Genomic DNA, 22,932 nt, shown 5'->3' with positions numbered 1-22,932 from the left:
CGTGGCACCTGATGACGCTGTGTGACCGCGCCCGCGATATCGCGCGCGAGTACGAGCTGCGGGTACGCGGTCGGGCGGGTCAGCCGGCCGCGGCCCACGACTCGATGATCTCCCGGGCGATCGAGATGGATCCGGGCAGCAACAGCCGCGACGGTGAGTCGCTGTTCCAGTCGCCGTGCTCCAGTGCTTCGCGCACCTGCGCCCGGGTGAACCACTCAGCCTCGGCGATCTCGCCGTCGTTGAACGAGAACGGCTGGTCGGGGTCGCCGATGGCATGAAAACCCACCATCAGGGAGCGCGGGAACGGCCACGGCTGGCTGCCGAGGTAGTGGATATCGCGCACAGCGAGCCCGATCTCCTCGGCGATCTCGCGCTCCACGCATGACTCGAACGACTCCCCCGCCTCCACGAAGCCGGCCAGCAGTGAGAACAACCGTTCCGGCCAGACGGTCTGACGGGCAAGCACCGCCCGGTCGTGGCCGTCGTGCACCAGGCAGATGATCGCCGGATCGATACGAGGAAACTCTTCATGCCCGTTGACCGGGTTGATGCGGGCCCATCCGGCCTTGATCGTCTTGGTCGGTGAGCCGTCCACCGGGCTGAACCGGGCGGCGTCATGCCAGTTCAGCAGTGCCGTGGCCGTGGCCACCAGCTGTGCGCTGGCATCGTCGAAGATCGGGCCGGCGCGGCGCAGATCAAGCACCTCGGTTTCGACGGAGTCGTCCTCCGGGGCTTCCAGGGCGCCACGGATCGCCCAGACATGCCGTCCGTCGGCCAGCGTGCCCAGGAACACCGCGTGGTCCGGCGGGGTGTCACCGAGGGCGGTCGTCTTGCTCAGCACCACACTGCTGCCGGAGATCAAGACCTGGTTGCGCCGGTCGACATGCAATACGGCGGCGTCGGGCCAGCCGGCGATCGCGGCATCGATATCGGTGCGGACCTGGTCGTCACGGTCGGCGCCGATGCGCGACAGCAGCGGGACGTTGCGCAGCGTGAACGCGCTCATCGGTTACTCCTTCGACCGGATGTAGAGCAGGCGGTCGGTCGGCTCGAGGGCGTCGACACGTTCGTCGTCCACACGCAGCAGCTGCCCGTCGCGCACCACACCCAGCACGATGTCGGTGAGATGGCGCGGTGAACCGCCCTCCTCCTTGGGCTCGACGGGCCGTTCGGCAACCGCGAACCCGGCATCGGGAGTGAGCAGGTCCTCCATCATCTCCACCACACTCGGCGTCTGCGTGGCGATTCCCAGCAGTCGACCCGCGGTCTCGGAGGTGACGACGGTCGTGTCGGCGCCGGACTGGCGCAGCAGATGCTGGTTCTCGGCCTCCCGCACCGCGGCGATGATCTTCGCGTTGGGGGCGAGTTCGCGTGCCGTGAGCGTGACGAGCACCGCGGTGTCATCCCGGTTGGCGGCGACGATGATCGACTTGGCGTGCTGGGCGCTTGCCAGCCGCAACACCTCCGAGTCGGTGGCGCTACCGCGCACGGTGACCAGCCCCGCGCTCCTGGCCCGCTCCAGCGCGGCCGGGTCGTCGTCGACCACGACGATGTCCCCGGGCGCCACGTCATCGCCGATCATCGCGGAAACCGCAGTCCGGCCCTTCGTTCCGTAGCCGACGACGATGGTGTGGTTGCGCACGGATCTCCTCCATCGCTGGATCTTCAGTGCCTGGCGCGACTGGGTGGTCAAGGTCTCGACGGTGGTCCCGATGAGCACGATCAGGAACGCCACGCGCAGCGGCGTGATCACCAGAACGTTGACCAGGCGCGCGGATTCGGTATAGGGCGTGATGTCGCCGTAGCCCGTGGTGGACAGCGACACGGTGGCGTAGTAGATGCAGTCCAGCAGGGACAGCGGGTCGCTCTCCTCCGGGGTGGCCGCGACATCGCGGTAGCCGTGCCGGTCGATGTAGACGATGAACACGGCCGCGACCAGAGCGGACAGCGCCCAGATGACCCGCATGAAGATTCGGCGACCCGGACTGACGAACTTCTCCGGGATGTTGAGGATTTCGACGAGGTCGGCGTCCGGGCGGGAGGTCAGGTTCTGGTCGACCGCCTCCAGCCGCCGACGCAACCTACCTTTGGCCACGGTTCACCGATTGGCGTGAGCTGGGCACGCCACAATGTAACCATGACTTCCATTTCCTCGGCCGTTCGACAGTCATCCAACCAGTCCCGTGCTCGTTTCATGGGCGGCTGGCTGGTGGGCATGGGCATCCTGCACTTCGCCGCGCCCAAGCCCTTCGACACGATCGTCCCGGAGGAACTTCCTGGTAGCGCGCGGTTTTACACCTATGCCTCCGGTGTTGCGGAGGCCGGGGCAGGCGCGCTTCTGCTCGCACCGCGCACCCGTAAGCTCGGCGCGCTCGCCTCGATCGCGTTGTTCGTCGGGGTGTTTCCGGCCAACGTGAACATGGTCCGGCTGTGGAAGGACAAGCCGCTGCCGATGCGCATCGGCGCGGTGGCCCGGCTGCCGTTGCAGGTCCCGATGATCACGCAGGCGTGGAAGATCTACCGCCATTCGTGACCGTCACAGGGTCAGCTCTTCCTGCGCCAGCAGCGCGGCCAGTTCATCGGGTCCGGGGAGTTCGTCGGGCCGCACGGTGACCCCGCTACGCACGTAGTGGAACGCCGCCCGCACCGAGTCCAGCGGACGACCGGACATCCCCGCCCACGCCAGCCGGTACACCGCGAGCTGGACCGCGGCCGCCCGCTGAGCTTCGGGCGTGCCCGGCGGGTCACCGGTCTTCCAGTCGACCACGATCTGCGCGCCGTCCCCGTCGTCGAACACGGCATCGACACGTCCGCGCACCACCGTCGTGCCGATCATCATGTCGAACGGCACCTCGACGTCGACGGGGGTGCGCGCCGCCCACGCCGATGACGCGAACGCGGCCTGCAACCCGGCCAGTTCCTCGGCGTGCGCCCGCCCGGTGTCCCCATCGACAGCACCGGGCAGATCGTCCAGGTCGAACAGCCGCTCGGCGTGGAAGAAGCGCTGCACCCAGTCATGGAATGCGGTGCCCAGCAAGGCATGCGGGTCGGGCCGGACCGGCAGCCTGCGCCGCAACAGTTGCGCGGCGGCCGCCCTGTCCTTACCCAGTTCGACCAGCATGCTGACCGACAGTTGCGCGGGCAGTGTCACCGCCTCCGGCTCACCGGCCCTGGCCCGTTCGGCCAACAACGCATCGACGTCGGCAGCCCAGTTCTCCACGTCGGCGGCGCTGACATCCGCCGAAGAATCGGCTCGGCGCACGAGTTCGGCGCCACGGTCGAGCACCTCACGCCGCGCCGGCTCAGCCGGCCATACCGCCTCGACGACCGCGTCACGCAACGGGTTCGGGTCCCCTTCGGCCGGATCCGGGGCCCAGTGGTCGATGACTCCGCAGGGATCACCGGAGGCCGCCGAAGCGTCGATGATGCCCCGCAGTTCCAGAAGGAATTCCGATGGCCCGCGCGGCTTCGACTCGGTGGGCCCCCAATGGTGGCCGGACACCAGCAGCGTGTGTTCACAGCGGGTGAGCGCCACGTACAGCAGCCGGCGCTCCTCATCCACCCGCCGTTGCGCCAGATGGTCTTTGTGCGCAGCGATCCTCTCGGACAAGGCTTTACGATCGAAGACGTCGGTGGTGTCCAGTACCGGCACACCGTGCTGCGACTCGGTGGCCCGATCGCCGCGCAGCAGCGGCGGTAGGTCACCGGCATCGGTGAGCCAGGTTCGCGCCATCGCGGTGGACGGGAACACCCGGGCACTCAGATGAGGCACGGCGACCACCTGCCATTCCAGACCCTTGGCCGCGTGCACGGTGAGAATCTGGACCCGGTCGGCCGCGACGGTGACTTCGGCGGGCGCCAAACCGTTCTCGATATCGGCAGCCACCTCCAGATAGGCCAGTAGCCCGTCCGGGGAGGCCTCGGCGCGCTCGGCGAAATCGGCGACGACATCACCGAATGCGTCGAGATGTTCGGTGCCGCCCCAGCCGGCAGCCACCGGCCGGGCGGCCCTGGCCTCGGCGTCGACTCCGAGCACCCGGCGGATCTCGGCGATCAGGTCGGGCAGCGGATGTGCCAGATGAGCACGCAGGACCGTCAATTCGCGGCCGAGCGCGACGATGCGCGCGTAGCCCTGCGCCGAGTAACGGCCCTGCGCTCCCGGGTCGCAGATCGCGTCGGCGAGGCAGGCCGCGTCGGCATCCGGCGCGGCGGCGGCGACGATCTGCGTGGTGCTCGCCACCGCGGCCGGTCCGTCCAACTCCACCGCCCGCTGCCACAGGGCCGCGATATCGCGGGCGCCCAGACGCCAGCGCGGTCCGGTCAGCACCCGCATCGCGGCCGCCCCGGCCGTCGGGTCGGCGATCAACCGCAGCATGGCGACCACGTCGGCGACCTCGGGGATGGCCAGCAACCCGGCCACACCGACGACCTCGACGGGAACGCCGCGCGCGGTCAGCGCGTCGGCCATCGGGGCGGCATCGGCATTGCGGCGCACCAGCACTGCCGTGCTGGGCGGGGTGGGGCCGGCCAGGTAGCGCCGCGCGATCTCGTCGGCCATCCAGTTCCGTTCGGACATCACATCGGTGAGCAGTGCGCAGCGGATATCGCCGCGCTCGGCATCGGGACGCGGCAGCAGCTCGCGCACGCTGACCGAGCGGCGCCGGGCCTCCGCGGACACCGCGTTGGCCAGATGCAGTGCCTGCGGCGGATTTCGCCAGCTGGTCCGCAGCTCCAGGGTGGGTGCCGGCGTCCCGTCCGAGAGCGGGAAATCGGTGGCGAACCGGGGCAGATTGGTGGCTGAGGCACCGCGCCAGCCGTAGATGGACTGAATGGGATCTCCCACCGCTGTGAGCGCCAGCCCGTCGTCGATGCCGCCGCCGAACAACGACGACAGGGCGATCCGCTGCGCGTGACCGGTGTCCTGGTATTCGTCGAGCAACACCACCCGATAGCGTTGCCGCAGTTGCTCTCCCACCTGTGGCGCTGCCACGGCCAAGCGGGCCGCCGCCGACATCTGCGCGCCGAAGTCCATCACTTTCGCCGCGCGCATGCGGCGGTGCAGTTCGTCGACGAGCGGCACCAACTGGGTGCGTTCGGTCTGGGTGTCCAACAACTTCAGCAGCCACTGGCTGGGGCCGCGGTCGCGCTGGTTGGCGCCCGCGGGCAGATTCAGGATGAGCCGCTCCAACTCGATATGGGTGTCGGTCAGCGCAGCGGTGTCCACCAGATGCTCGGCGAGTGCACCGGCCAGCCGCAGCACCTGACCGGTGACCGCGGCCGGGGACTTGTCGGTGTCCAGTGTCCTGGGATGCTCACACACCACCCGAAAGGCCAGCTGCCACAGCTCGGTCGCCCCGATCAGCCGGGTGTCGGGTTCCACCGGCAGCAACAGGCCGTGTTCGCGCAGCAGGAAACCGGCGAACGCGTGGTAGGTGCTGATGGTCGGGGGCCCGTCGGCCCGGAGTTCCGGGCACAGCCCGGAGCCGGCGAGTCTGGCCAGCCTGGCGCGGACCCGGCGTAGCAGCTGACCGGCGGCCTTGCGGGTGAAGGTCAGTCCGAGCACCTCGCCCGGCGCGGCGTAACCATTGGCGACCAGCCACACCACCCGCGCCGCCATCGTCTCGGTCTTGCCCGCACCCGCGCCGGCGATCACGACCACCGGCCCCGGGGGCGCGGCGATGACGGCCGCCTGCTCGTCGGTCGGTGCGAAAAGACCCAGCGCATCGGCGAGTTCGGCCGGGCTGTACCTGGTGCTGATCACTGATCCTCCCCACGCTGGTGCGCCGGACACATCGCGCGCACCGGACAGTGCCCGCAATTGTCGTTCACCCGGGCGACGAATGCGGGCCCCTGGGTGGCCGCGGCGGCGGCGGCGACCTGCTCACGCCACCGGGCCACGGCATCCGGGGTCAGCGCATCCTGGTGGCGTTCGGTCGCCCCGCCCGCACTGGGCTTGCCGGGGTACACCAGCACACCGCCACCGGGTTCGTCGCCATGCGGCAGCACGCCCTCGGCGACGGCGAGTTGGTAGAGGGCCAGCTGGGCGTGGCGCTGGGCGTCGTCCTTGGTGACCGGGCTCTTCCCGGTCTTGACGTCGACGATCACCAGCCGGTCGGCGTTGTCCCGCTCCAGACGGTCGATGCGGCCCCGCACCCGGACCCCGGGGGCGACCATGCCGTCGACCGCGACCTCGGTGCCCACCTCGGTCAACTGGTGACGGGTGAGTTCGCGCCATTGCGCGAACGCGGTGAGCATGGCGCCGTGGCGGGCCAGTTCGTTGTCGGCGTACCACTGGGATTCGAACGGCAGTGCCCCCCAGATGCTCTCCAGCTCGGCCAGCAGTTGGTTCTCCGTCTTGGTCGAGTCGGCGACCAGGGCGTGTATCAGGGATCCGACCGCCGAGCGGACATCGCGGCTGTCGCTTGCGCCGTGGCGTTCCAGCAGCCAGCGCAGTGGGCATTCGGACAGGGTCTGCACGGTCGACGGCGACACGGTCACCACGTGCTCGTCGCCCGACCACAGCGGCTCGCTGGTGGACGGCGCCGTCCTGCCGTACCAGGATGCCGGATCCGCGCCGGCCACCCCGGCTTCGGAGAGCCGGGCCAATTGTGCTGCCGCACAGGCACGCACCTCGTCGCCGAGCTCTCCCTCCGGGGCGCACACCACGGCCCGCAGTCGGCCCACCAGCGCTGCGGGGGTCAGTATCCGCGGGGCGACGACGGGAGCGGGATCGCACACCTGCGCGTCGGTGGCCAGATCGGCCAGTTCGGCGCAGAACGGTGACGGCAGCATCGCGGCGTCGCCGGTGTCGCTGTCGACGGCCGTCACCAGCAGCCGGGTTCGGGCCCGCCCCATCGCGGCGATGAGCAGACGTCGTTCCTCGGCCACCAGCGGCGCCCGGACCGACACCGGCTGGCCGGGCTCGGTCACCCCATCCAGAATATCGACCAGGTGCTGGGTGGCCAGCACGCCGCCGCGCGGAACGGTATTGGGCCACAATCCTTCCTGTACACCGGCGATGACCACGAAGTCCCAGTCCCGGTCCAGTACCGCGTGCGCGCTGCACACCGCAACCGCCTCGCCGCGGGGGGTGCGATCGGCGGTCACCGGCAGGCTCAAGCCGTCGACATGGTCGAGCAGACCCGTCAGCGTCGCGCCGGTGGTCCGGGTGACGTACTGCTCGGCCACCTCGAACAGGGTGGTGACGGCGTCCAGATCACGTTCGGCGGCCGCTCCCGCGGCGCCGCCGCGCTCGGCGGCCGTCACCCAGCGGCGCTGCAGTCCGCTGCGGTGCCAGGCCTGCCACAGCGTGGCGCGGGGATCTTCCCCCGCGCGGTGGCTGCGCTGCGCGGCGCGCAGCACGGTGCCGACCCGCTGCAGGCTGCGGCCGTGTTCGGGGGCCAGTCCGTCGGGCACGTGCCATACGGCTTCGGCGAGGAGTTCGGGGAATTCGCGCTGATGGTTGTCGAGGCGGCGCAGTGTCCGACGCAGCTGGCGCAGGGAGACCGGGTCGATCCGGCCGATCGGACCGGTGACCAGGTCGAGCACCGCGTCACCAGGCATATCGCCTGCGGCGGCACCGAGCACGGTGAGCAGGGCATGCACGGCGGGCTGGCGGGCCAGGATCGGTTCGGCGGCGGGCAGGTCCACCGGGACACCGGCGGCGGCCAGGGCCCGCCCGAGCGCGGCGCCGGCCCGTGGCACCGACCGCACGATCACCGCCATCTGCGACCACGGCACCCCGTCGACCAGGTGGGCACGCCGCAGCGCGTCGGCGACCAGGGTGGCTTCGGCGTGTGCCGAGGCCGCGATACGCACCGAGACCGACCCGGGGTCCTCGGTGGCACTGGTGAATTCGCCGAACCCCTCGGCAGCTGGCAGCCTGCGGGCGATGCCGGAGATCGCGGTGGCCACGGCTGCCGAGCACCGATGCGAGGCGGTCAGCGTGACCGCGGGGGTGTCGGTGCGCAACAACGCGGGATCGGCACCGCGATACCCGAAGACCGCCTGGTTGGGGTCACCGGCGATGACCGTGAGCCCGGCACCGGCCGAGAGCACCCGCACCAGCAGCGCGGCCTGCGGGTCGAAGTGCTGGGCATCGTCGACCAGCAGCAGTTGGACGCGGGCGCGTTCGGCCGCCAGTAGGTCGGGATCGGTGGCCAGCGCGTCCAGGGCCGCCCCGACGAGTTCGGCGGCGCCCAGGGCCGGCACGGTGGCCTGCGGGGCCGCCATCCCGACCGCGGCGCGCAGCAACATGACCTGCTCGTAGACCTGCGCGAAGCGACCTGCCGCCAGCCATTCCGCGCGGCCCGACATCCTGCCCAGGCGTTGGAGCGCCACCGGGTCGACCCCGCGTTCGGCGCAGCGCGCCATCAGATCACGCAGTTCGGAGGCGAAGCCCGCGGTGCTCAGTGCGGGATGCAGCGCCGACGGCCACATGCCGGCGCCGTCTTCGAGATCACCGGCGAGCAGCTCACGGATGATGCCGTCCTGTTCGGCGCCGGTGATCAGGCGCGGGGGCGGGTCGCCGTTGCGTTGGGCGGCCAGCCGCAGCACCGCGAAGGAGTAGGAATGCACGGTACGCACCAGCGGTTCCCGGACCACGCCGGCTCCGCTGCGCAGCAGGGTGGCGGTGATCTCGGCCCTGGCGGCGGCACCCAGTCGCGCCGAGCCGGTGAGCAGCAGCACCGATTCGGTCGGGGCGCCGGCGGCGATGTGCGCGGCGGCCGCGTCGGTGAGCAGCCGGGTCTTGCCGGTGCCGGGACCGCCGAGCACCCGCACGGTGCCGCGCAGACCGGAGTCGGCCAACGCGCCGGGACTCAGCGCGATACTCGATGCGGTCATGGCGACATGTCATCACGGGGGTACGACAAGTCCGGGCGAGCGAATGTAGCGTCACCCACGTGCTGCACACCTATCGCTACGGTCCCGACAAGCCCGTCCAGGTCCTGGCCATCCACGGACTGACCGGACACGGCAGGCGGTGGGAGAAACTGGCCACTGCGCATCTGCCCGAGGTGTCGATCCTGGCCCCCGACCTGATCGGGCACGGCCGGTCGAGCTGGGCGGCGCCGTGGACCATCGAGGCCAACGTGGCGGCGCTGGCCGACCTGCTGGACGCCGAGGCTTCCGGACCGGTGCTGGTGGCCGGCCACTCGTTCGGCGGGGCGGTGGCGCTGACACTGGCCGCGACCCGCCCCGATCTGGTGGCCGGGCTGGTACTGCTGGATCCGGCGGTCGCGCTGGACGGCGGCTGGATGCGCGATATCGCCGACGCGATGCTGTCCTCCCCCGACTACCCGGATCGAGACGAGGCGCGCGCGGACAAGCTGTCCGGCTCATGGGGCGAGGTGGCCGCCGCCGACCCCGCCGAACTCGAGCGTGAACTCGACGAGCATCTGATCACGCTGCCCAACGGCCGGCTGGGCTGGCGGATCAGCGTTCCGGCCGCCATGTCGTACTGGAGTGAGCTGACCCGCCCGATCGCACTGCCCGCCAACGTCATTCCGGTCACCTTGATTCGCGCCACCCGGACTTCGCCGCCGTATGTGAGCGCCGACCTGATCGGCGCTCTGCAGGCGGCGCTGGGCGACCGGTTCGTCCTGACCGATCTGGATTGCGATCACATGGTGAGCCAGGCCCTCCCGGCCGAGACCGCCGCCATCATCCGCGGTCAGCTGGGCTGAGATGGCGCGCGTCACCGACGAGCAGGTGGAGGCGGTGCGCGCGCTGGTGGCCGCGATACCGGCCGGCCGGGTGAGCACCTACGGTGATATCGCCGCGGAGGCCGGTCTGTCCAGCCCGCGGATCGTCGGCTGGGTGATGCGCACCGATTCCTCAGACCTTCCGTGGCACAGGGTGATTCCGGCGTCCGGGCAGCCTGCCCCGCATCTGGCGGCCCGGCAACTCGAACGACTTCGGGCCGAAGGGGTGCTTGCCGCCGATGGGCGGGTGCCGCTACGCGAGTACCGTCACGCGTTCGCGTAGAAGTCCAGGTGCGCCCGGGCGGCCGCCTCCCAGGTCATCGACGCCGCCAGTTCCTGGCCGGGCGTGGGGTCGGCGTCTTCGTCAAGGGCCGCAACCATTTCGGCGGCGAATCCGGCCATATCGGCGGCAAAGCGCACCGTGTCGCCGAACACTTCCCGCAGCACCGGCAGATCACGGGTCACCACCGGCCGCCCGGCCGCCAGCGCCTCCATCGCCGCCAATCCGAACCCCTCCTTGGTGGACGGGAAGGCGAACACGTCACACCCGGCGACCAGTGCCGGCAGATCATCGTCGGCGATGGCACCGAGGATGACCGGGGCGACTTCGAGCTCGGCACAGGCCTTGTCGAATGCGGCCCGGTAGTCACGGTAGTCGAACAGCGTCTCACCGCCGGCGATCACCAGGGCCAGTTCGGGGTGCTGTTGTCGCAGAAGGTGATAGGCGCCCACCAGATCCAAGGTGCCCTTGCGCGGTTCGATACCACCGACGGTCAGGAGGTAGCCGCCCAGCTCGTCCCGCCAGCGGGATTGGCCGTCGATATCCGCCGCTGCATCGATGAATCGTTGTGCGTCAACACCATTGGGTATCACCACCGGGTCGAAACCCCAGCCGGCACGTACCTCGGCCGCCACGGCGGCGGACACGCAGATCCGAGCGTACGGCTCGACGATCGCCTTCTCGTGGCATTCCGCGAGCACCGGGGTGGTGAACTGGTCGAGGTGGTGGATGGTGCGGATGCAGACGCCGACGGCGTTGGCGCTGATGCAATCCTGCGCATGCACGATGTCATAGTCACCCGGGGTGAACGCGCGCCCGAGTACCTCGATCGACCGGACGATGCGATCGGTGACGGTGTCTCCCGCATGGTCGGTGAACTCCACCAGCCGGACCGTCACGGCCGGGTCGACGTCGCGGAAGAAGCCCCGGTCCCCAGCACGGGCCAGCGACCACACCGTCACCTCGGCGCCCAGCCGCGCCAGCGCCTCGGCCAGATAGAGCGTATGCACCACTCCCCCACGGGGTTTGGTGGAGTACGTCAGCAGGGCGATCCGCATCTCAGCCCCGCACCGACTTGGCCCGATACGTCTCCGGGCGCCGTTCGGCAAGATGGTTCAACACCCTTCTGGCGCGTGAGATCTCGGCTTCGACATCGATCTCGACCTTGGCCATCCCACCCTTGGACCGCGTGGTGGCCAAGATGTCCCCACCCGGTCCGACCACCTTGGCCTGCCCGAGGAAGCGCAGGTTGCCCATCACACCGGTCTGATTGGACGACACCAGGACCACCTGGTTCTCCGCCGCCCGGGCGCAGTCGTAGAGGTCGAACAGCCGTGACTGCCGATCGGCGGGCAGCCGGGACGCGCGGTCGGTGATGCTCGCGGGCCAGGCCGACAAGGCAGCGATGATGTGCGCACCGTCGAGCGCCAGCGCCCGGGCAGCCTCGGGGAAGGTCTTGTCGTAGTCGATGAGCATGCCGACCCGCCCGACGGGTGTGTCGAACGCCGCGAACGCGTCACCGGCCAGATAGGTCAGGGCCTCACCGGCGGGCTGGTGCACCTTGCGGTACGCGCCGAGCACACCGTCGCCGGACACGCAGATCGAGGCGTTGTACCGGCCCCCGCCCGGTGCGGCCTCGGCGTAGCCGACGCACACGGTCATCGGGCCCGCCGCAGCGATCACGGCGGCGATCTCGGGGCCGTCGGGATCCAGGGCCGGCGGCGGGTCGTCGGGGTCGGGTGCGGCGAAATCACCGATATAGCCCCCGAGGCAGGCATCCGGAAGCACCAAGAGGTCGACCCCGTCGCGGGCCGCCGATTCGACGATGCCGACGACCTTGGACACGCCGCGATCCACATCGCGGCCGAAATGAGCGGCTACGGCTCCCAGCGTGACTGTCGCCATGGCTCCCCTCAAGCCGCTCCGAGACCGGTGACCGACGACGTCAGTGCCGTCGTCGTCACCCCGTCAGGCCAGCGTAGGCGCACTCCCGGCGCTCTGGTGAGCGACCCGCAGGCGGCAGTGACCACCCCCGGTGGCGTCGGCACGGACTCGTGGGCACCCGCGGTGAGCATCGCGTAACCGGGAAAACAGGTCAGCCATGAGCCCATCGCGGCGCCGGCGGGACGCGGCACCGCGGCGACGTCCAGCTCCGCTCCGGTGCCGCCCGCTTCGGCCAGCATGCCCAAGGTGCCGACGACGCCGGCCATGCTGACATCCTTGGCCGCGGCGGGGCGCATCGCGGCGACCAGTCCGGTCATCGCGCGCAGGTCGGTACCATCCCGTCCGCTTGTCGAATCCCATTGCCGGCCGGTATATCCGGGCCGCCAGCCACCGGTGAGATCGGCGGTGAGCGCGATCGCGTCACCGGCGCACCCGCCGCCGCCGGGCACGGGTGTGCGGGTGCGGCCCAGTGCGGTGACGGCCAGCGCAGCGGGCACGCCGAGCTGGGTGTGCCCGCCCAGCACCGGCACGTCCCAGGCGTGCGACGCCGCGGCGATACCGCCGATGATCCGATCCAGCAGGGCCCGGGTGGGGGCACCGACCGCATCCAGCAGCCCCACCGGTGCGGCCCCCATCGCGGCCAAATCGTTGACATTCACCAACACCGAGCACCAGCCCGCCCACTCAGGGTCGCGTTCGACCATGGACGCAATGATGGCGTCGCACGCGGCCACGAGATCGGTGCCCGCGACCGGCGCCCCGTCGTCGCCGACGAACCCGACCGGGCCGAGCGCGCCGTCCGCAGCCCGCAGCGGAGCCAGCGCCGGCCCGAGGAACGTCTTGGTCGCCGCGGCCAGGGCCCGGAACGGGTTGAGCGGCCAGCGGACCGCCGCGTGCGGCCGGCCGGCGACCTCGGTGTCGCCCAGAGTCTGCCAGCCCAGTGCGTCGAACAGAGGCAGATAACGCTGTTGCACGGTGGCTTCGAAGCGCAGGACGCCCGCCGACTCGGCGTGTGCGCAGGCGGCCTGGATCAGCGCCGGCCCGACACCACGGGGCCCGCCGCGTTCGGCGACCAGCCGGCTGCCGGTCCACCAGCCCAGGTCCACCGCACCCACGGGTGCCAACCGGACTCCCCCGAGAACTCGCCCGTCGGGCCCGGTGGCGACCAACACCACGGTGCGGGGATCGTCATCGATATCGTCACGGTCGCTGTGGGCGAAAAGACCCTGCTCGAGGACGAAGGCGTCCCGCCGCAGCCGGTGGTACCCGTCGAGCTCGACACCCTCGGCCGGGTGGATGAGAAACGGTGCAGGCGGGCGTGTTCCGGCGAGAATGGACAGCTCCGAGGGCACCGGGCTGGCATCGAATCTGATCATCAGGCCCCCAGGCTTTGCAATACCGAGCAGGCTCCGCAGGCCGCGCACCCGGCCCGCTGGTCGGTCCCGGCCATCCCCGCCATGGCCAGCGCCGCGGCGACCTCGCGGGAGACCTTCTCCACCAGGGCCGAGTCCGGGGCGGCGGCAGCATCGACGTCGACGGCCAACGAGCCGGGCTGCGGCCGGTAGGGCACCACGAACGGGTAGACACCCATCTCGATCAGTTCGGTTGCCCCGGCGACGAGTTCGTCCGGATTCTCGCCCAGTCCGACCAGCAGGTACGTGGAGACCTGGTTGCGGCCGAACACCCGCACCGCCTCACGCCACGCGGCCCGATAGCTGTCCATCGGCACCGTGGCCTTGCCGGGCATCCAGCGCCGTCGCACCTCCTCGTCGAGCGATTCGACATGGATGCCGATGGCGTCTGCACCCGCCTCCCGCAGTTCGGTGAGTACCGCCAGGTCGGCGGGTGGCTCGCACTGCACCTGGATGGGCAGGTTCGGCACTGCGGCCTTGACGGCCCGTACGCAGCGCGCCAGATGTCGTGCACCGCGGTCGGTTCCGGCCGAGGTGCCGGTGGTCATCACCATCTGGGTGACGCCGTCGAGCCGGACGGCGGCCTCGGCCACTTCGGCGAGTTCGGCGGGACGTTTGACCGCCGTGGTGGCGCCGCTGCGCAGCGACTCCTCGATGGTGCAGAACCGGCACCGCTGGTCCTCCCCGTAGCGGATGCAGGTCTGCACCACGGTGGTGGCCAGCACGTTACGACCGTGCAGCCGAGCCAGTTTCTCGTAGGGCACCCCGTCGGAGGTGCTCAGGTCGTAGAACCTGGGTCGGTCGACGACCTCGACGTCCAACCCGGTGTCCTCACCGTCGAGCAGCACCCGGGCGCCGTCGAACACGAACGGACTCTGCGGATTCCGCGGAATGGCCGCGTTGAGGCCGTCGATGACGAGGTGGCCGTCGGCGCTCGGGCCGGCGCCCGCGGTGCGGCTGACCGGTGGCCGGCCGCGGAAGCCCAGCAGGGCCAGGTCGACTCGCGTGGATACAGACACAACAACTCCCTAGATCGCGACGGCGTCGGTATGGAAGGTGCGGCGGCGAACCTTGCTGCTGATGATGGTGTCGGCGACGTGCTTGGCGTCGCGGTCGATGCCCAGAAAACGGCCGGATCCCCAGGTGTGCATCCACGGTAGCCCGATGAAACTCAGCCCGTCGACGTTGGTGATCCCGCGGGTCTGCATGGGCCGACCGCCACCGTCGAAGGCGCTGGCCTCGATCCAGCGGTAGTCGGGCCGATAGCCGATGGCCCACACGATGCTGGTGACGCCGGCTTCGGCCAGATCCAGTGCGGTGGGTTCGGTTTCGGGTGACCACACCGGCTGGTAACGGGACGGCGGTGGCGCGTCGATTCCCGCTCCGTCGATGTAGCGGTCGATATCGGAGCAGATCGAGTTGTACACCGCATCCGCGTGGTCCAGCGCCTCGGTGAGGGTGGGCTCGAACCGCAACCACGAGTCCTTGCCGTCGGCCAGCGTGCCGTAGAGCTTCATCCCCTCGGCAGCGAACTGGCGCAGGTCGACATCGCGGCCGCCGTCGCGGCCGGTGACGTAGTGGTTGGTCTTCTCGATGGCGGCCTTACCACCCGGGTACTGCTGGGCAGGCTTGTCGTAGAGCCCCATATCCGCCAGCCAGGTCATGCAGTCCCGGCCCCGGTAGAACCGGGCGACGCGTGGCGCGCTGCCGACGGCCAGATGCACCTGGCGGCCTGCCAGATGGAGATCCTCGGCGATCTGGGCGCCGGACTGTCCGGTACCGACCACCAGGACCGCACCGTCGGGCAACTGGGCGGCATTGCGGTACAACTCAGAATGGATCTGGGTGATACCGGCGTCCAATGTGCTTGCGTACGGGGGTATCACGGGAAGTGGATAGCCACCGGTGGCGATGACGGCCTGGTCGCAGGTCAGTGTCTCCGGCCCGTTGAGGGTGAGCTCGAATCCGCCCTCGGCGCGGTTGGCCAGCCGGGTGACGCGGGTATGCGTGCGCAGCGGCGGCTCGAACGTGTCCAACCAGCCCGCCAGCCAGTCCACTACCTCGTCGCGGGTCATGAAGCCGTCCGGATCTGGTCCGGCATAGGCGTACCCGGGTAGCCGGCAGTGCCAGTTGGGCGTGACCAGAGTGAAGTTGTCCCAACGGGTGTCTGCCCAGGCATGCACCGGGGTTTGCGCCTCCAGCACGATGTGTTCGACGCCCATGCGGCCCAGGTACCAGCTGACCGACAGCCCGGCCTGCCCGCCGCCGATGATCGCAACCGGAATGTGCGTGGTGGTCATGACTGCTCCAGTGCGGGATGCATGCCGGTGATCTGGATGAGCGCCTGTTGCGGGAATCGGGCCGCGGCGCCGGCGATCCGCTCGGTGGTGTCGGCGGCCGAGGTGCAGGCGAACCCGAACTTGGCCCGCACCCGCTCACTGGCCTCGGCGAGTCCCCGGGTGGACCGGTCGACGAACTCACCGACGGTGTAATGCGTTCCGGTGCACAGATAGTCGTGCATGACCAGGCTCGGCGAGTAGCACCGCTGGGTGCTGCCGTCGGGCCAGCGCACCTCGAAGGTCATCTCAGGCATGGGCCAGCTCCCGCCACTTCGCCTCGCGCATGGCGTCGGTATCGGTGAGCGGGCCGTACACGTCGGGCCTGCGGTCGCGCAGATGGAACATCCCGGCGCGCATGGTGCGGAAGGTGTCGTCGATGTCGACCTCGGCCACGGCCATCCCGCTACCGAGAAGTGTGGTGGCCAAGATGTTTCCGCCGGGATCCACGACCTTGGCATTGCCGACGTAGCGCAGCGAGCCGAAGGTTCCGCTCTGGTTGGAGGCGATCCAGAACACCTGGTTGTCCAGCGCCCGAGCGGTGTCGAAGAGGTTGAACCGGTAGGTCCACCGGTCGTCCTGCAGGTTCTCCGCCGTGGCGGTGCGCGCCGCGGGCCAAGCCGACAGGCTGGCGATGATCTGCGCGCCGCCCAGCGCCATGATCCGGGCGGCTTCGGGAAAGGCCTTGTCGTAACAGATCTGCAGGCCGACACGGCCGACCGGGGTGTCGAACACCCCGTACCCGGATCCCGCGGAGTAGGACATGCCCTCACCGAGTGGCTGGTGCACCTTACGGTAGGTGCCGTATACGGTGCTGCCGTCCAGCACCGCAGCGGCGTTGTAGCGTGTCTCGCCGTCGTCGTCCAGTTCGCAGAAGCCGATCGCGATCACCAGGTCACCGATGATCTGCTGAACCCTGGCGATCTCCGGCCCGTCCAGCCGAATGGCCGGTGGCAGTGAGCGTTTGGTGTTCTTGACGGTGTCGCCGTGGTTCCCCAGCGAGGACAGGTAGCCGCCGATGGCGGCCTCCGGGAACACCAGGAAGTCGACGCCCTTGGTGCGGGCCTCCTCGGTGAGCGCCGCGATCAGCGCGTAGTTCTGTTCCAGGTCCCGGGTGAAGTTGGCCGAGACGGCGGCAAGTGTGGTCATGACGGCGCGCCCCTAGACCATGTAGGTCGAGTTGATGATGGCGCCCTTGCGGGCGTAGTAGATGAGCGCGTCCTGGACGTCGAGTGGATGCGCCGGGATCACGCCTTCGATGAGGTCCTCTTCGCGCCCGCCGTGCAGGGCGAGCCCGAACCGGCAGGCGAACACGGTGCCGCCCTCCTTGATGAAGGTCGCCAGGGCGTCGTTGATGTTCTGCTCACCGGGGAAGCCGGAGTCGCCGGTCTTCGGAAAGCCGCGGGTGGCAAGGCAATTGATGGCGCCGGGGCCGTAGAAGTAGATCGCCGACTCGAAGCCCTTGCGCAGCGCCCGGGTGGCCTGCAGCACGGCCACGAAGGAGACGGAGGATTCGTGGGCGATACCGTGCACGAGGGTGAAGTAGCTCTCGCCCTCCTCGGCCTGGTAGTCGGGGAAGATCTTGGTGCCGCCGTAGATGTTCGACCCTTTGGGTAGCGACGGGTGCGGGATCTCGGCCAGCGAGGTGGCGATGTTCTCGGCGATGGATGCGTCAAATGCCATGAAGGACTCCAAGTTTGGGTGTTGTTGGGGTGCTTCCAATTACAGGCGCCTGCCATTACCGACTGGTTAGGGATGGAATACATCTGCATTGCGCGCACCTCACCGCCGCAATGGTGGCGTAACACACCGACGCCGAGATCGACAAAATGGTGGAGTGTTCCTGGCACTTTCGCGCCCGTTTGTTCAATTGGGCGCGGTTGACAGTTAGAGCGCCAGGCGGACCAGCGCCGCGGTGCGGGCGAGCCCCGGGAATGCCGCCGCAGTCGCCCGTGGGTGCAGCGCGTGCACGGCGAGCCGGAACATCAGTGCGCGCAGCAGCATCTGCGGCCACTCCGGCAGCGGACTCCAGCGCTCGACCAGACCGTCGTCGGCGTCACCCCACGCCAGCGCATCGACGACGACGACGCCGGCCGCCCACACCGAGGGCCGCCAGTACGGGGTGATATCGGTGATACCGGGCGCGGCGGCACCGGCGAACAGCACGGTGCCGTACAGATCGCCGTGCACCAGCTGGCTGGGGCTTCGGGTCGGCTTGCGCAGCGAGGCCAGCTGATTGATCAGCTCGATCGATTTCTGCCCGTCCGCCGAACCCGGTGAGACCCGCGCTCCCGGCGGCAGGGCGTGCAGCGGCCGGTCTTCCCACGCGGCACGGTCGGCGGCGATGAACACGTCGACATCGGACCACGGCGCCACCGGCGGCTGGGTGAGGAATCGCGGCCGCTCGAGCTTGGCCGTCGCTTCGTGCAGACGCACGGCCGCCGAGACCACCTCGTCGTGCCGTGGTTCCGGAGTGCCTGCGACGAAGGTGTCGGCACGCCACCCGGCCACGACATAGCGGCCGTCGGTGGACCGGACAGGCCGGGCGAGCCGGATCCCATCGGCGAACAACGTCTCACGGATCTTCGCCGACCACGCGGCGCGCGCGTGGTCGGCGACCATCGACAGCACGACTTCGCCGCAGCGCCAGCCGCCCTCCCAACTGGAGCCGAGCGGGACGGGGGTCAACCCCGCCAATCCGAACGCCGCCAACACATGATCCGGTGGCAGTTCGTCAGTCACGCACGTCAGCCTAAGCGGTGCCTGCGTCACAGAGCGCTCAGTACATCACCATGTCGGGCTCGAGTTGCTTCGCCCAGGCCACGATTCCGCCCTGTAGATGCAGCGCATCGGCGAAACCGGCCTTCTTCACGGCAGCCAGCGCCTCGGCCGAACGCACCCCGGTCTTGCAGTACAACACCGGGGTCCGGTCCTGCGGCAGCTGCGCCAGGCCGCCGCCGGCCTCCAACGCCGATTTCGGGATCAGCTCGGCGCCTTCGATGTGGTTGATCTCCCACTCGACCGGTTCGCGGACATCGATCAACGCGACCGGTTTGCCCGAATCCAGCAGCTCACGCAGTTCGCGCGGCGTCACCGTGGAACCCGCGGCGGCGTCGGCGGCGGCATCGGACACCACGCCGCAGAAGGCCTCGTAATCGATCAGTTCGGTGATCTTCGGCGTCGACGGATCCTTGCGGATCTTGATGGTGCGGTACGTCATGTCCAGCGCGTCGTACACCATCAGCCGGCCCAACAGCGTCTCGCCGATTCCGGTGATCAGCTTGATGGCCTCCGTTCCCATCACCGAGGCGATGGACGCGCACAGGATGCCCAGCACGCCGCCTTCGGCGCAGGACGGCACCATGCCCGGCGGCGGCGGCTCCGGGTACAGATCGCGGTAGTTGAGGCCCAACCCGTCGGGGGCGTCTTCCCAGAACACCGAGACCTGGCCCTCGAACCGGTAGATCGAACCCCACACGTACGGCTTGTGGGCCAGCACGGCGGCATCATTCACCAGGTAGCGCGTCGCGAAGTTGTCGGTGCCATCGAGGATCAGGTCGTACTGCGCGAAAAGGTCCACCGCATTGTCGGGCTCCAGGCGCAGCTCGTGCAGCACCACGTTCACCAGCGGGTTGACCTCGAGCACCGAGTCGCGGGCGCTCTGTGCCTTGGACCGGCCGATATCGGACTGACCGTGGATGATCTGCCGCTGCAGGTTCGATTCGTCGACCACGTCGAACTCGACGATCCCGATGGTGCCGACGCCGGCCGCGGCCAGGTACAACAGTGTCGGAGATCCCAGCCCGCCGGCTCCGATGACCAGCACTTTGGCATTCTTGAGACGCTTCTGGCCGTCCACCCCGAGGTCCGGGATGATCAGGTGACGGCTGTACCTGGAAACCTCGTCCCGGGTCAGTTCGGCGGCTGGTTCCACAAGCGGTGGTAACGACGTCACCGTGGCTCTCCTTGACTCGATCGCAATGCTGGCGTCAATCTCACCAGGCCCACAGCTTCAACGGTAATCCAGGGGTAAACCTTCCCCTGCCTCCCCGTCAGGCGATCGGATACGGCCAGGAGTTGAACTTGCAGGTGAGTCCGTTGGGCTTCACCGACTCGGGGTCGAATTTGGCGGCATCGTCGTTGTCGGTGGAGAACGTCTGCTGCATCATCACCGGGGCCAGCGCGCCGTTCTCCGGGCACGGTTCGTGCTTCGGGTAACCGATCGCGTGACCCACCTCATGGTTGATCAGGTACTGCCGGTAGGAGCCGATATCGCCCTGGAACGGCACCGCACCGCGCACCCAACGGGCCTCGTTGACGAACACCCGCGGCTGATTCTCCGAATACGCCGGGTTGTAGCAGGACGCCTCCAGCTGGATGTCGTACCCACAGCCCTCCCGCACCGTCATCGGTGAGGTCAGCGACACCCGGAAATCCGGCTGGGCGTCGCCGTCGACGCGTTCGAAGGCGAACTGGGGGTTGTGCGTCCAACTCTTCGGGTTGGCCAGGGTCTCGCTGACCATGCGGGCGAAGCCGTCGTCGCCGCCGAATGATGTGGTGTCCACGCCGTCCTCGACCTCGACGGTGTAGCGGAAAGTCTTGGTGTTCCCCGCACCCACCTTGGGGGTGGTGCCGGGAACCACATGCCAGGTCTTGGCGCCCGACTCGGTGAACGGGCCGCCGGCGGGCAGGATGCCTGTCGGCAGGTTCGCGTCGAACTGGGTGAGGCCTTTGGGCGGCGCCCCGACGATCGCGGTGCCGGGAGAGTTGATGGTGGGCGGACCCTGGATCGGGCCGTCGGCATTGGCCGGCGTGGGGGCGCTCGTTCCGGTGACGGTCTGGTACAGCACCACGACGGTGAGTACGGCCAGCACCGGCAGTGCGTAGGCCCGCCATCCGTAGGTGGACACGAACCGGCCCAGCCACGTCTGTTTGCGCAGATTCCGACGTTCCTCGCGGTTGGAGCGGGGCCGGCCCTGGTCGTCGGCCAGCGGGTCGCGCTGGGCGCGCAGCGGCTCACGCCGGTCACTGCGCAGCACGGGAACATTCCCCCGGTCGCTTCGCTCCTCCCCGAGGGGCGCACGGTCGCTTGCGCGACGCCCCGGGTCGTAGGTCACCGCACCAGGATTACACAGACCGTGACGTGCGCAGGTCCGGCGCGCCACCGACACAGGGACCTGCAGCGGGGCCCACCTCACGGTGCGGTAGTAATGTCGTGACGATCAACACATGGGCACATGCCCGCTAGCGCCTGAGTGCGCGTATGAGAGTTCAAGATTGAGGACCTGATGAGCGATCTCGCCAATGCCGCCGAACAAAGAGGCGCCAAGGCGGGCACCGGCGGCACCCGGCGCGGAAACCGGCTCCCGCGTGACGAACGCCGCGGGCAGCTTCTCATCGCCGCCAGCGAGGTGTTCGTCGACCGCGGTTACCACGCCGCAGGTATGGATGAGATCGCGGACCGGGCCGGCGTGAGCAAACCTGTGCTCTACCAACACTTTTCGTCCAAGCTGGAGCTGTATCTGGCGGTGCTGCAACGGCATGTGGACAATCTGGTGTCCGGTGTCCGGCAGGCGTTGCGGACCACCACCGACAACCGTCAGCGACTGCGTGCGGCCGTGCAGGCCTTCTTCGATTTCGTCGAGCACGACAGCCAGGGCTACCGCCTCATCTTCGAGAACGACTACGTCACCGAGCCTCAGGTGTCGGCCCAGGTACGGGTCGCCACCGAATCGTGCACCGACGCGGTGTTCGACCTGATCAGCCGCGATTCCGGCCTGGAGGCGCATCGAGCCAGGATGATCGCGGTCGGTCTGGTGTCCACGAGCGTGGATTGCGCGCGGTACTGGCTCGACAACGACCGCCCCATCACGAAAGAGGCGGCCGTCGAGGGCACGGTGCAGTTCGCCTGGGGCGGCCTGTCACACGTGCCGCTCACCCGTTCTTGACGGCCTCGGCTCCCACCGCGCCCACACCGAAGCCGACGCGGCGCGTATCGGCGGCGCCGATTTCCACATAGGCGATCTTCGACGCCTGCACCAGGTAACGGCGCCCCTTTTCGTCGGTCAACGCAAGCACTCCGTCCGAACCCAGCGCCTTGGTGATGAGTTCTTCGACCTCGGCTGGGGTCTGCGCGCTGTTGATGACCAGCTCTCGCGGGCTGTCGGCGACCCCGATCTTGACGTCCACGCTGCGACCCTTTCGGTTGGTGTGCCTTGCGTGCAATCAGGCTAGTGGACGCGGCCCGGACCACGACGCCAAGGTCGGTACGCCGAGAGCGAAGCGGGGTGTCACACGGGCCGCGACACGACGGCTACGAGAACGAGTCCTGACCGTGACCGGCGGCCTCGCCGCGTCGGCCTCACCCGCCACAGCAGTCCCATTAGCATCGGCCAGGTATGCACCGCGACCACTTGGGAAACGCTATGAGCAGGCCTTATTCAAGAAATTCCGCGACGCGCGACGCCGGCTACCGGTCGCGTTATTCCGATGACTCCTACGAGTACGACGATGCCGACACGGGCGCGGAGTACGCGGAGTACGGGAGCGCGAAGTACGGCAGCACGAAGTACGGCAGCACGAAGTACGGCAGCACGGAATACGACGGCGCGGAATACGAGTATGCGTTCCCCGCCGACTACCACGACCAGTTGGACCGCCGGTGGATCTGGGTCGCGGGCGTTGCGGGCGTCATCCTGATGGTGGCCGTCATCTGCACCGGCGTGATCCTCGGCGGCGGCGACAGCGGTTCGGTATCAGCCACCCAGGCGTCGACCTCCGCGGCGCAGGCGACCACCAGCGCCCCCGCCACCACCTCGGCCCCGGCCCCGGCCCCGCTGCCCGCTCAGCAGCAGACCCCGGCCCTCCCGGCGGAAACGGTCACCACCGTGACCCCCACGCCGACGGCCACCGCGGCGCCGACCACGGCAGAGACCCCGGTGGCGCCGGCCGCCGCTCCCGCGGTCGACCCCGCCGCCGCCCGCACGATCACCTACACGGTCACCGGCAATCGGCAGATGCTGGACCTGGTGACGATCATCTACACCGACCAGCAGGGTGCCCTGCAGACCGATGTCAACGCGGCGCTGCCGTGGACCAAGACGATCACTCTCGACCCGGGGGTGCAGCTCAGCTCGGTCACCGCAACCAGCATCGGGGCTCAGCTCAACTGCGCGATCACCGACGCGGCGGGTACGCCGCTGGTCGCTCAGACCAACAACACGATCATCGCGACCTGCACCAAGTAGCGGGCCGGC

The 22,932-nt window shown here is 69.2% G+C and carries 21 protein-coding genes; 5 read left to right on the top strand and 16 right to left on the bottom strand.

Annotated elements, in window-relative coordinates:
* Positions 1 to 79: 79 nt before the first annotated feature.
* Both nudC and FHU31_RS09130 read right to left on the bottom strand, forming a co-directional pair.
* Positions 80 to 1,006: an NAD(+) diphosphatase gene (gene nudC / locus FHU31_RS09135; RefSeq protein WP_167157628.1), complete on the bottom strand. Its 927-nt coding sequence runs from the start codon at positions 1,004 to 1,006 to the stop codon at positions 80 to 82.
* A 3-nt stretch (positions 1,007 to 1,009) separates the two neighbouring features.
* Complete coding sequence (locus FHU31_RS09130; RefSeq protein WP_167157626.1) at positions 1,010 to 2,095, bottom strand: potassium channel family protein; 1,086 nt, start codon at positions 2,093 to 2,095, stop codon at positions 1,010 to 1,012.
* A gap of 42 nt (positions 2,096 to 2,137) precedes the next feature.
* On the opposite strand from FHU31_RS09130, the gene FHU31_RS09125 reads away from it, so the two are divergent.
* A complete protein-coding gene (locus tag FHU31_RS09125) occupies positions 2,138 to 2,533 on the top strand; it encodes a DoxX family protein (RefSeq protein ID WP_167157624.1) in 396 nt (131 codons plus the stop codon).
* Positions 2,534 to 2,536: 3 nt separating this feature from the next.
* Here the strand turns inward: FHU31_RS09125 and FHU31_RS09120 are convergent, their stop codons facing one another.
* Positions 2,537 to 5,758: an ATP-dependent helicase gene (locus tag FHU31_RS09120; protein WP_167160813.1), complete on the bottom strand. Its 3,222-nt coding sequence runs from the start codon at positions 5,756 to 5,758 to the stop codon at positions 2,537 to 2,539.
* Positions 5,758 to 8,844 carry an ATP-dependent DNA helicase gene (locus tag FHU31_RS09115; RefSeq protein WP_167157622.1) on the bottom strand — a complete coding sequence of 1,029 codons (3,087 nt, stop codon included), beginning with the start codon at positions 8,842 to 8,844 and terminating at the stop codon, positions 5,758 to 5,760. The genes FHU31_RS09120 and FHU31_RS09115 overlap by 1 nt, the downstream gene beginning before the upstream one ends.
* Before the next feature lie 59 nt (positions 8,845 to 8,903).
* Between FHU31_RS09115 and FHU31_RS09110 the strand changes: the two genes are divergently transcribed.
* Positions 8,904 to 9,686, top strand: coding sequence for an alpha/beta fold hydrolase (locus FHU31_RS09110; RefSeq protein ID WP_308206727.1), 783 nt, complete (start codon positions 8,904 to 8,906; stop codon positions 9,684 to 9,686).
* Position 9,687: 1 nt separating this feature from the next.
* Entirely contained in the window at positions 9,688 to 9,987 is a 300-nt protein-coding gene (locus FHU31_RS09105; RefSeq protein ID WP_167157618.1) for an MGMT family protein, read from the top strand.
* Here the strand turns inward: FHU31_RS09105 and FHU31_RS09100 are convergent.
* The 11 genes from FHU31_RS09100 to FHU31_RS09050 form a co-directional block, all read right to left on the bottom strand.
* Positions 9,972 to 11,042 (bottom strand): MSMEG_0565 family glycosyltransferase, encoded by a 1,071-nt coding sequence (locus FHU31_RS09100; protein ID WP_167157616.1) that lies wholly within the window; start codon positions 11,040 to 11,042, stop codon positions 9,972 to 9,974. The two genes, FHU31_RS09105 and FHU31_RS09100, sit on opposite strands and share 16 nt — an antisense overlap.
* Before the next feature lies 1 nt (position 11,043).
* A complete protein-coding gene (locus tag FHU31_RS09095) occupies positions 11,044 to 11,889 on the bottom strand; it encodes a carbon-nitrogen hydrolase family protein (protein WP_167157614.1) in 846 nt (281 codons plus the stop codon).
* A gap of 8 nt (positions 11,890 to 11,897) precedes the next feature.
* Complete coding sequence (locus FHU31_RS09090) at positions 11,898 to 13,304, bottom strand: MSMEG_0567/sll0787 family protein (protein ID WP_167157612.1); 1,407 nt, start codon at positions 13,302 to 13,304, stop codon at positions 11,898 to 11,900.
* A complete protein-coding gene (locus FHU31_RS09085; RefSeq protein ID WP_167157610.1) occupies positions 13,304 to 14,359 on the bottom strand; it encodes an MSMEG_0568 family radical SAM protein in 1,056 nt (351 codons plus the stop codon). Before FHU31_RS09085 ends, FHU31_RS09090 begins: the two co-directional genes overlap by 1 nt.
* Before the next feature lie 9 nt (positions 14,360 to 14,368).
* Entirely contained in the window at positions 14,369 to 15,640 is a 1,272-nt protein-coding gene (locus tag FHU31_RS09080; RefSeq protein ID WP_167157608.1) for an MSMEG_0569 family flavin-dependent oxidoreductase, read from the bottom strand.
* The gene (locus FHU31_RS09075) at positions 15,637 to 15,933 is read right to left on the bottom strand and encodes an MSMEG_0570 family nitrogen starvation response protein (RefSeq protein WP_167157606.1); all 297 of its coding nucleotides are present in this window, start codon (positions 15,931 to 15,933) and stop codon (positions 15,637 to 15,639) included. The genes FHU31_RS09080 and FHU31_RS09075 overlap by 4 nt, the downstream gene beginning before the upstream one ends.
* Entirely contained in the window at positions 15,926 to 16,825 is a 900-nt protein-coding gene (locus FHU31_RS09070; RefSeq protein ID WP_167157604.1) for a carbon-nitrogen hydrolase family protein, read from the bottom strand. Before FHU31_RS09070 ends, FHU31_RS09075 begins: the two co-directional genes overlap by 8 nt.
* A 12-nt stretch (positions 16,826 to 16,837) precedes the next feature.
* A complete protein-coding gene (locus FHU31_RS09065) occupies positions 16,838 to 17,359 on the bottom strand; it encodes an MSMEG_0572/Sll0783 family nitrogen starvation response protein (protein ID WP_090355635.1) in 522 nt (173 codons plus the stop codon).
* Positions 17,360 to 17,563: 204 nt separating this feature from the next.
* Positions 17,564 to 18,418, bottom strand: a complete 855-nt coding sequence (locus FHU31_RS09060; RefSeq protein ID WP_167157602.1) for a TIGR02569 family protein — start codon at positions 18,416 to 18,418, stop codon at positions 17,564 to 17,566.
* Positions 18,419 to 18,455: 37 nt separating this feature from the next.
* On the bottom strand, positions 18,456 to 19,631 hold the full coding sequence (gene moeZ, locus FHU31_RS09055; protein WP_167157600.1) for an adenylyltransferase/sulfurtransferase MoeZ: 1,176 nt from the start codon (positions 19,629 to 19,631) through the stop codon (positions 18,456 to 18,458).
* Positions 19,632 to 19,728: 97 nt separating this feature from the next.
* The gene (locus tag FHU31_RS09050; RefSeq protein WP_167157598.1) at positions 19,729 to 20,793 is read right to left on the bottom strand and encodes a DUF3152 domain-containing protein; all 1,065 of its coding nucleotides are present in this window, start codon (positions 20,791 to 20,793) and stop codon (positions 19,729 to 19,731) included.
* Positions 20,794 to 20,964: 171 nt separating this feature from the next.
* Here FHU31_RS09050 and FHU31_RS09045 point away from each other — a divergent pair, with 171 nt between their 5' ends.
* Positions 20,965 to 21,624: an HTH-type transcriptional activator FasR gene (locus FHU31_RS09045; protein ID WP_090355646.1), complete on the top strand. Its 660-nt coding sequence runs from the start codon at positions 20,965 to 20,967 to the stop codon at positions 21,622 to 21,624.
* Here FHU31_RS09045 and FHU31_RS09040 read toward each other — a convergent pair.
* On the bottom strand, positions 21,611 to 21,865 hold the full coding sequence (locus FHU31_RS09040; protein WP_167157596.1) for a DUF3107 domain-containing protein: 255 nt from the start codon (positions 21,863 to 21,865) through the stop codon (positions 21,611 to 21,613). The two genes, FHU31_RS09045 and FHU31_RS09040, sit on opposite strands and share 14 nt — an antisense overlap.
* Before the next feature lie 236 nt (positions 21,866 to 22,101).
* On the opposite strand from FHU31_RS09040, the gene FHU31_RS09035 reads away from it, so the two are divergent.
* Positions 22,102 to 22,923 (top strand): hypothetical protein, encoded by an 822-nt coding sequence (locus tag FHU31_RS09035; RefSeq protein WP_208410179.1) that lies wholly within the window; start codon positions 22,102 to 22,104, stop codon positions 22,921 to 22,923.
* Positions 22,924 to 22,932: the final 9 nt, after the last annotated feature.

Source organism: Mycolicibacterium fluoranthenivorans (assembly GCF_011758805.1).
Classification (GTDB): Bacteria; Actinomycetota; Actinomycetes; order Mycobacteriales; family Mycobacteriaceae; genus Mycobacterium; species Mycobacterium fluoranthenivorans.
Note: the sequence above shows the minus strand (reverse complement) of the source record. Positions and strands in the feature narration are given on the sequence as shown.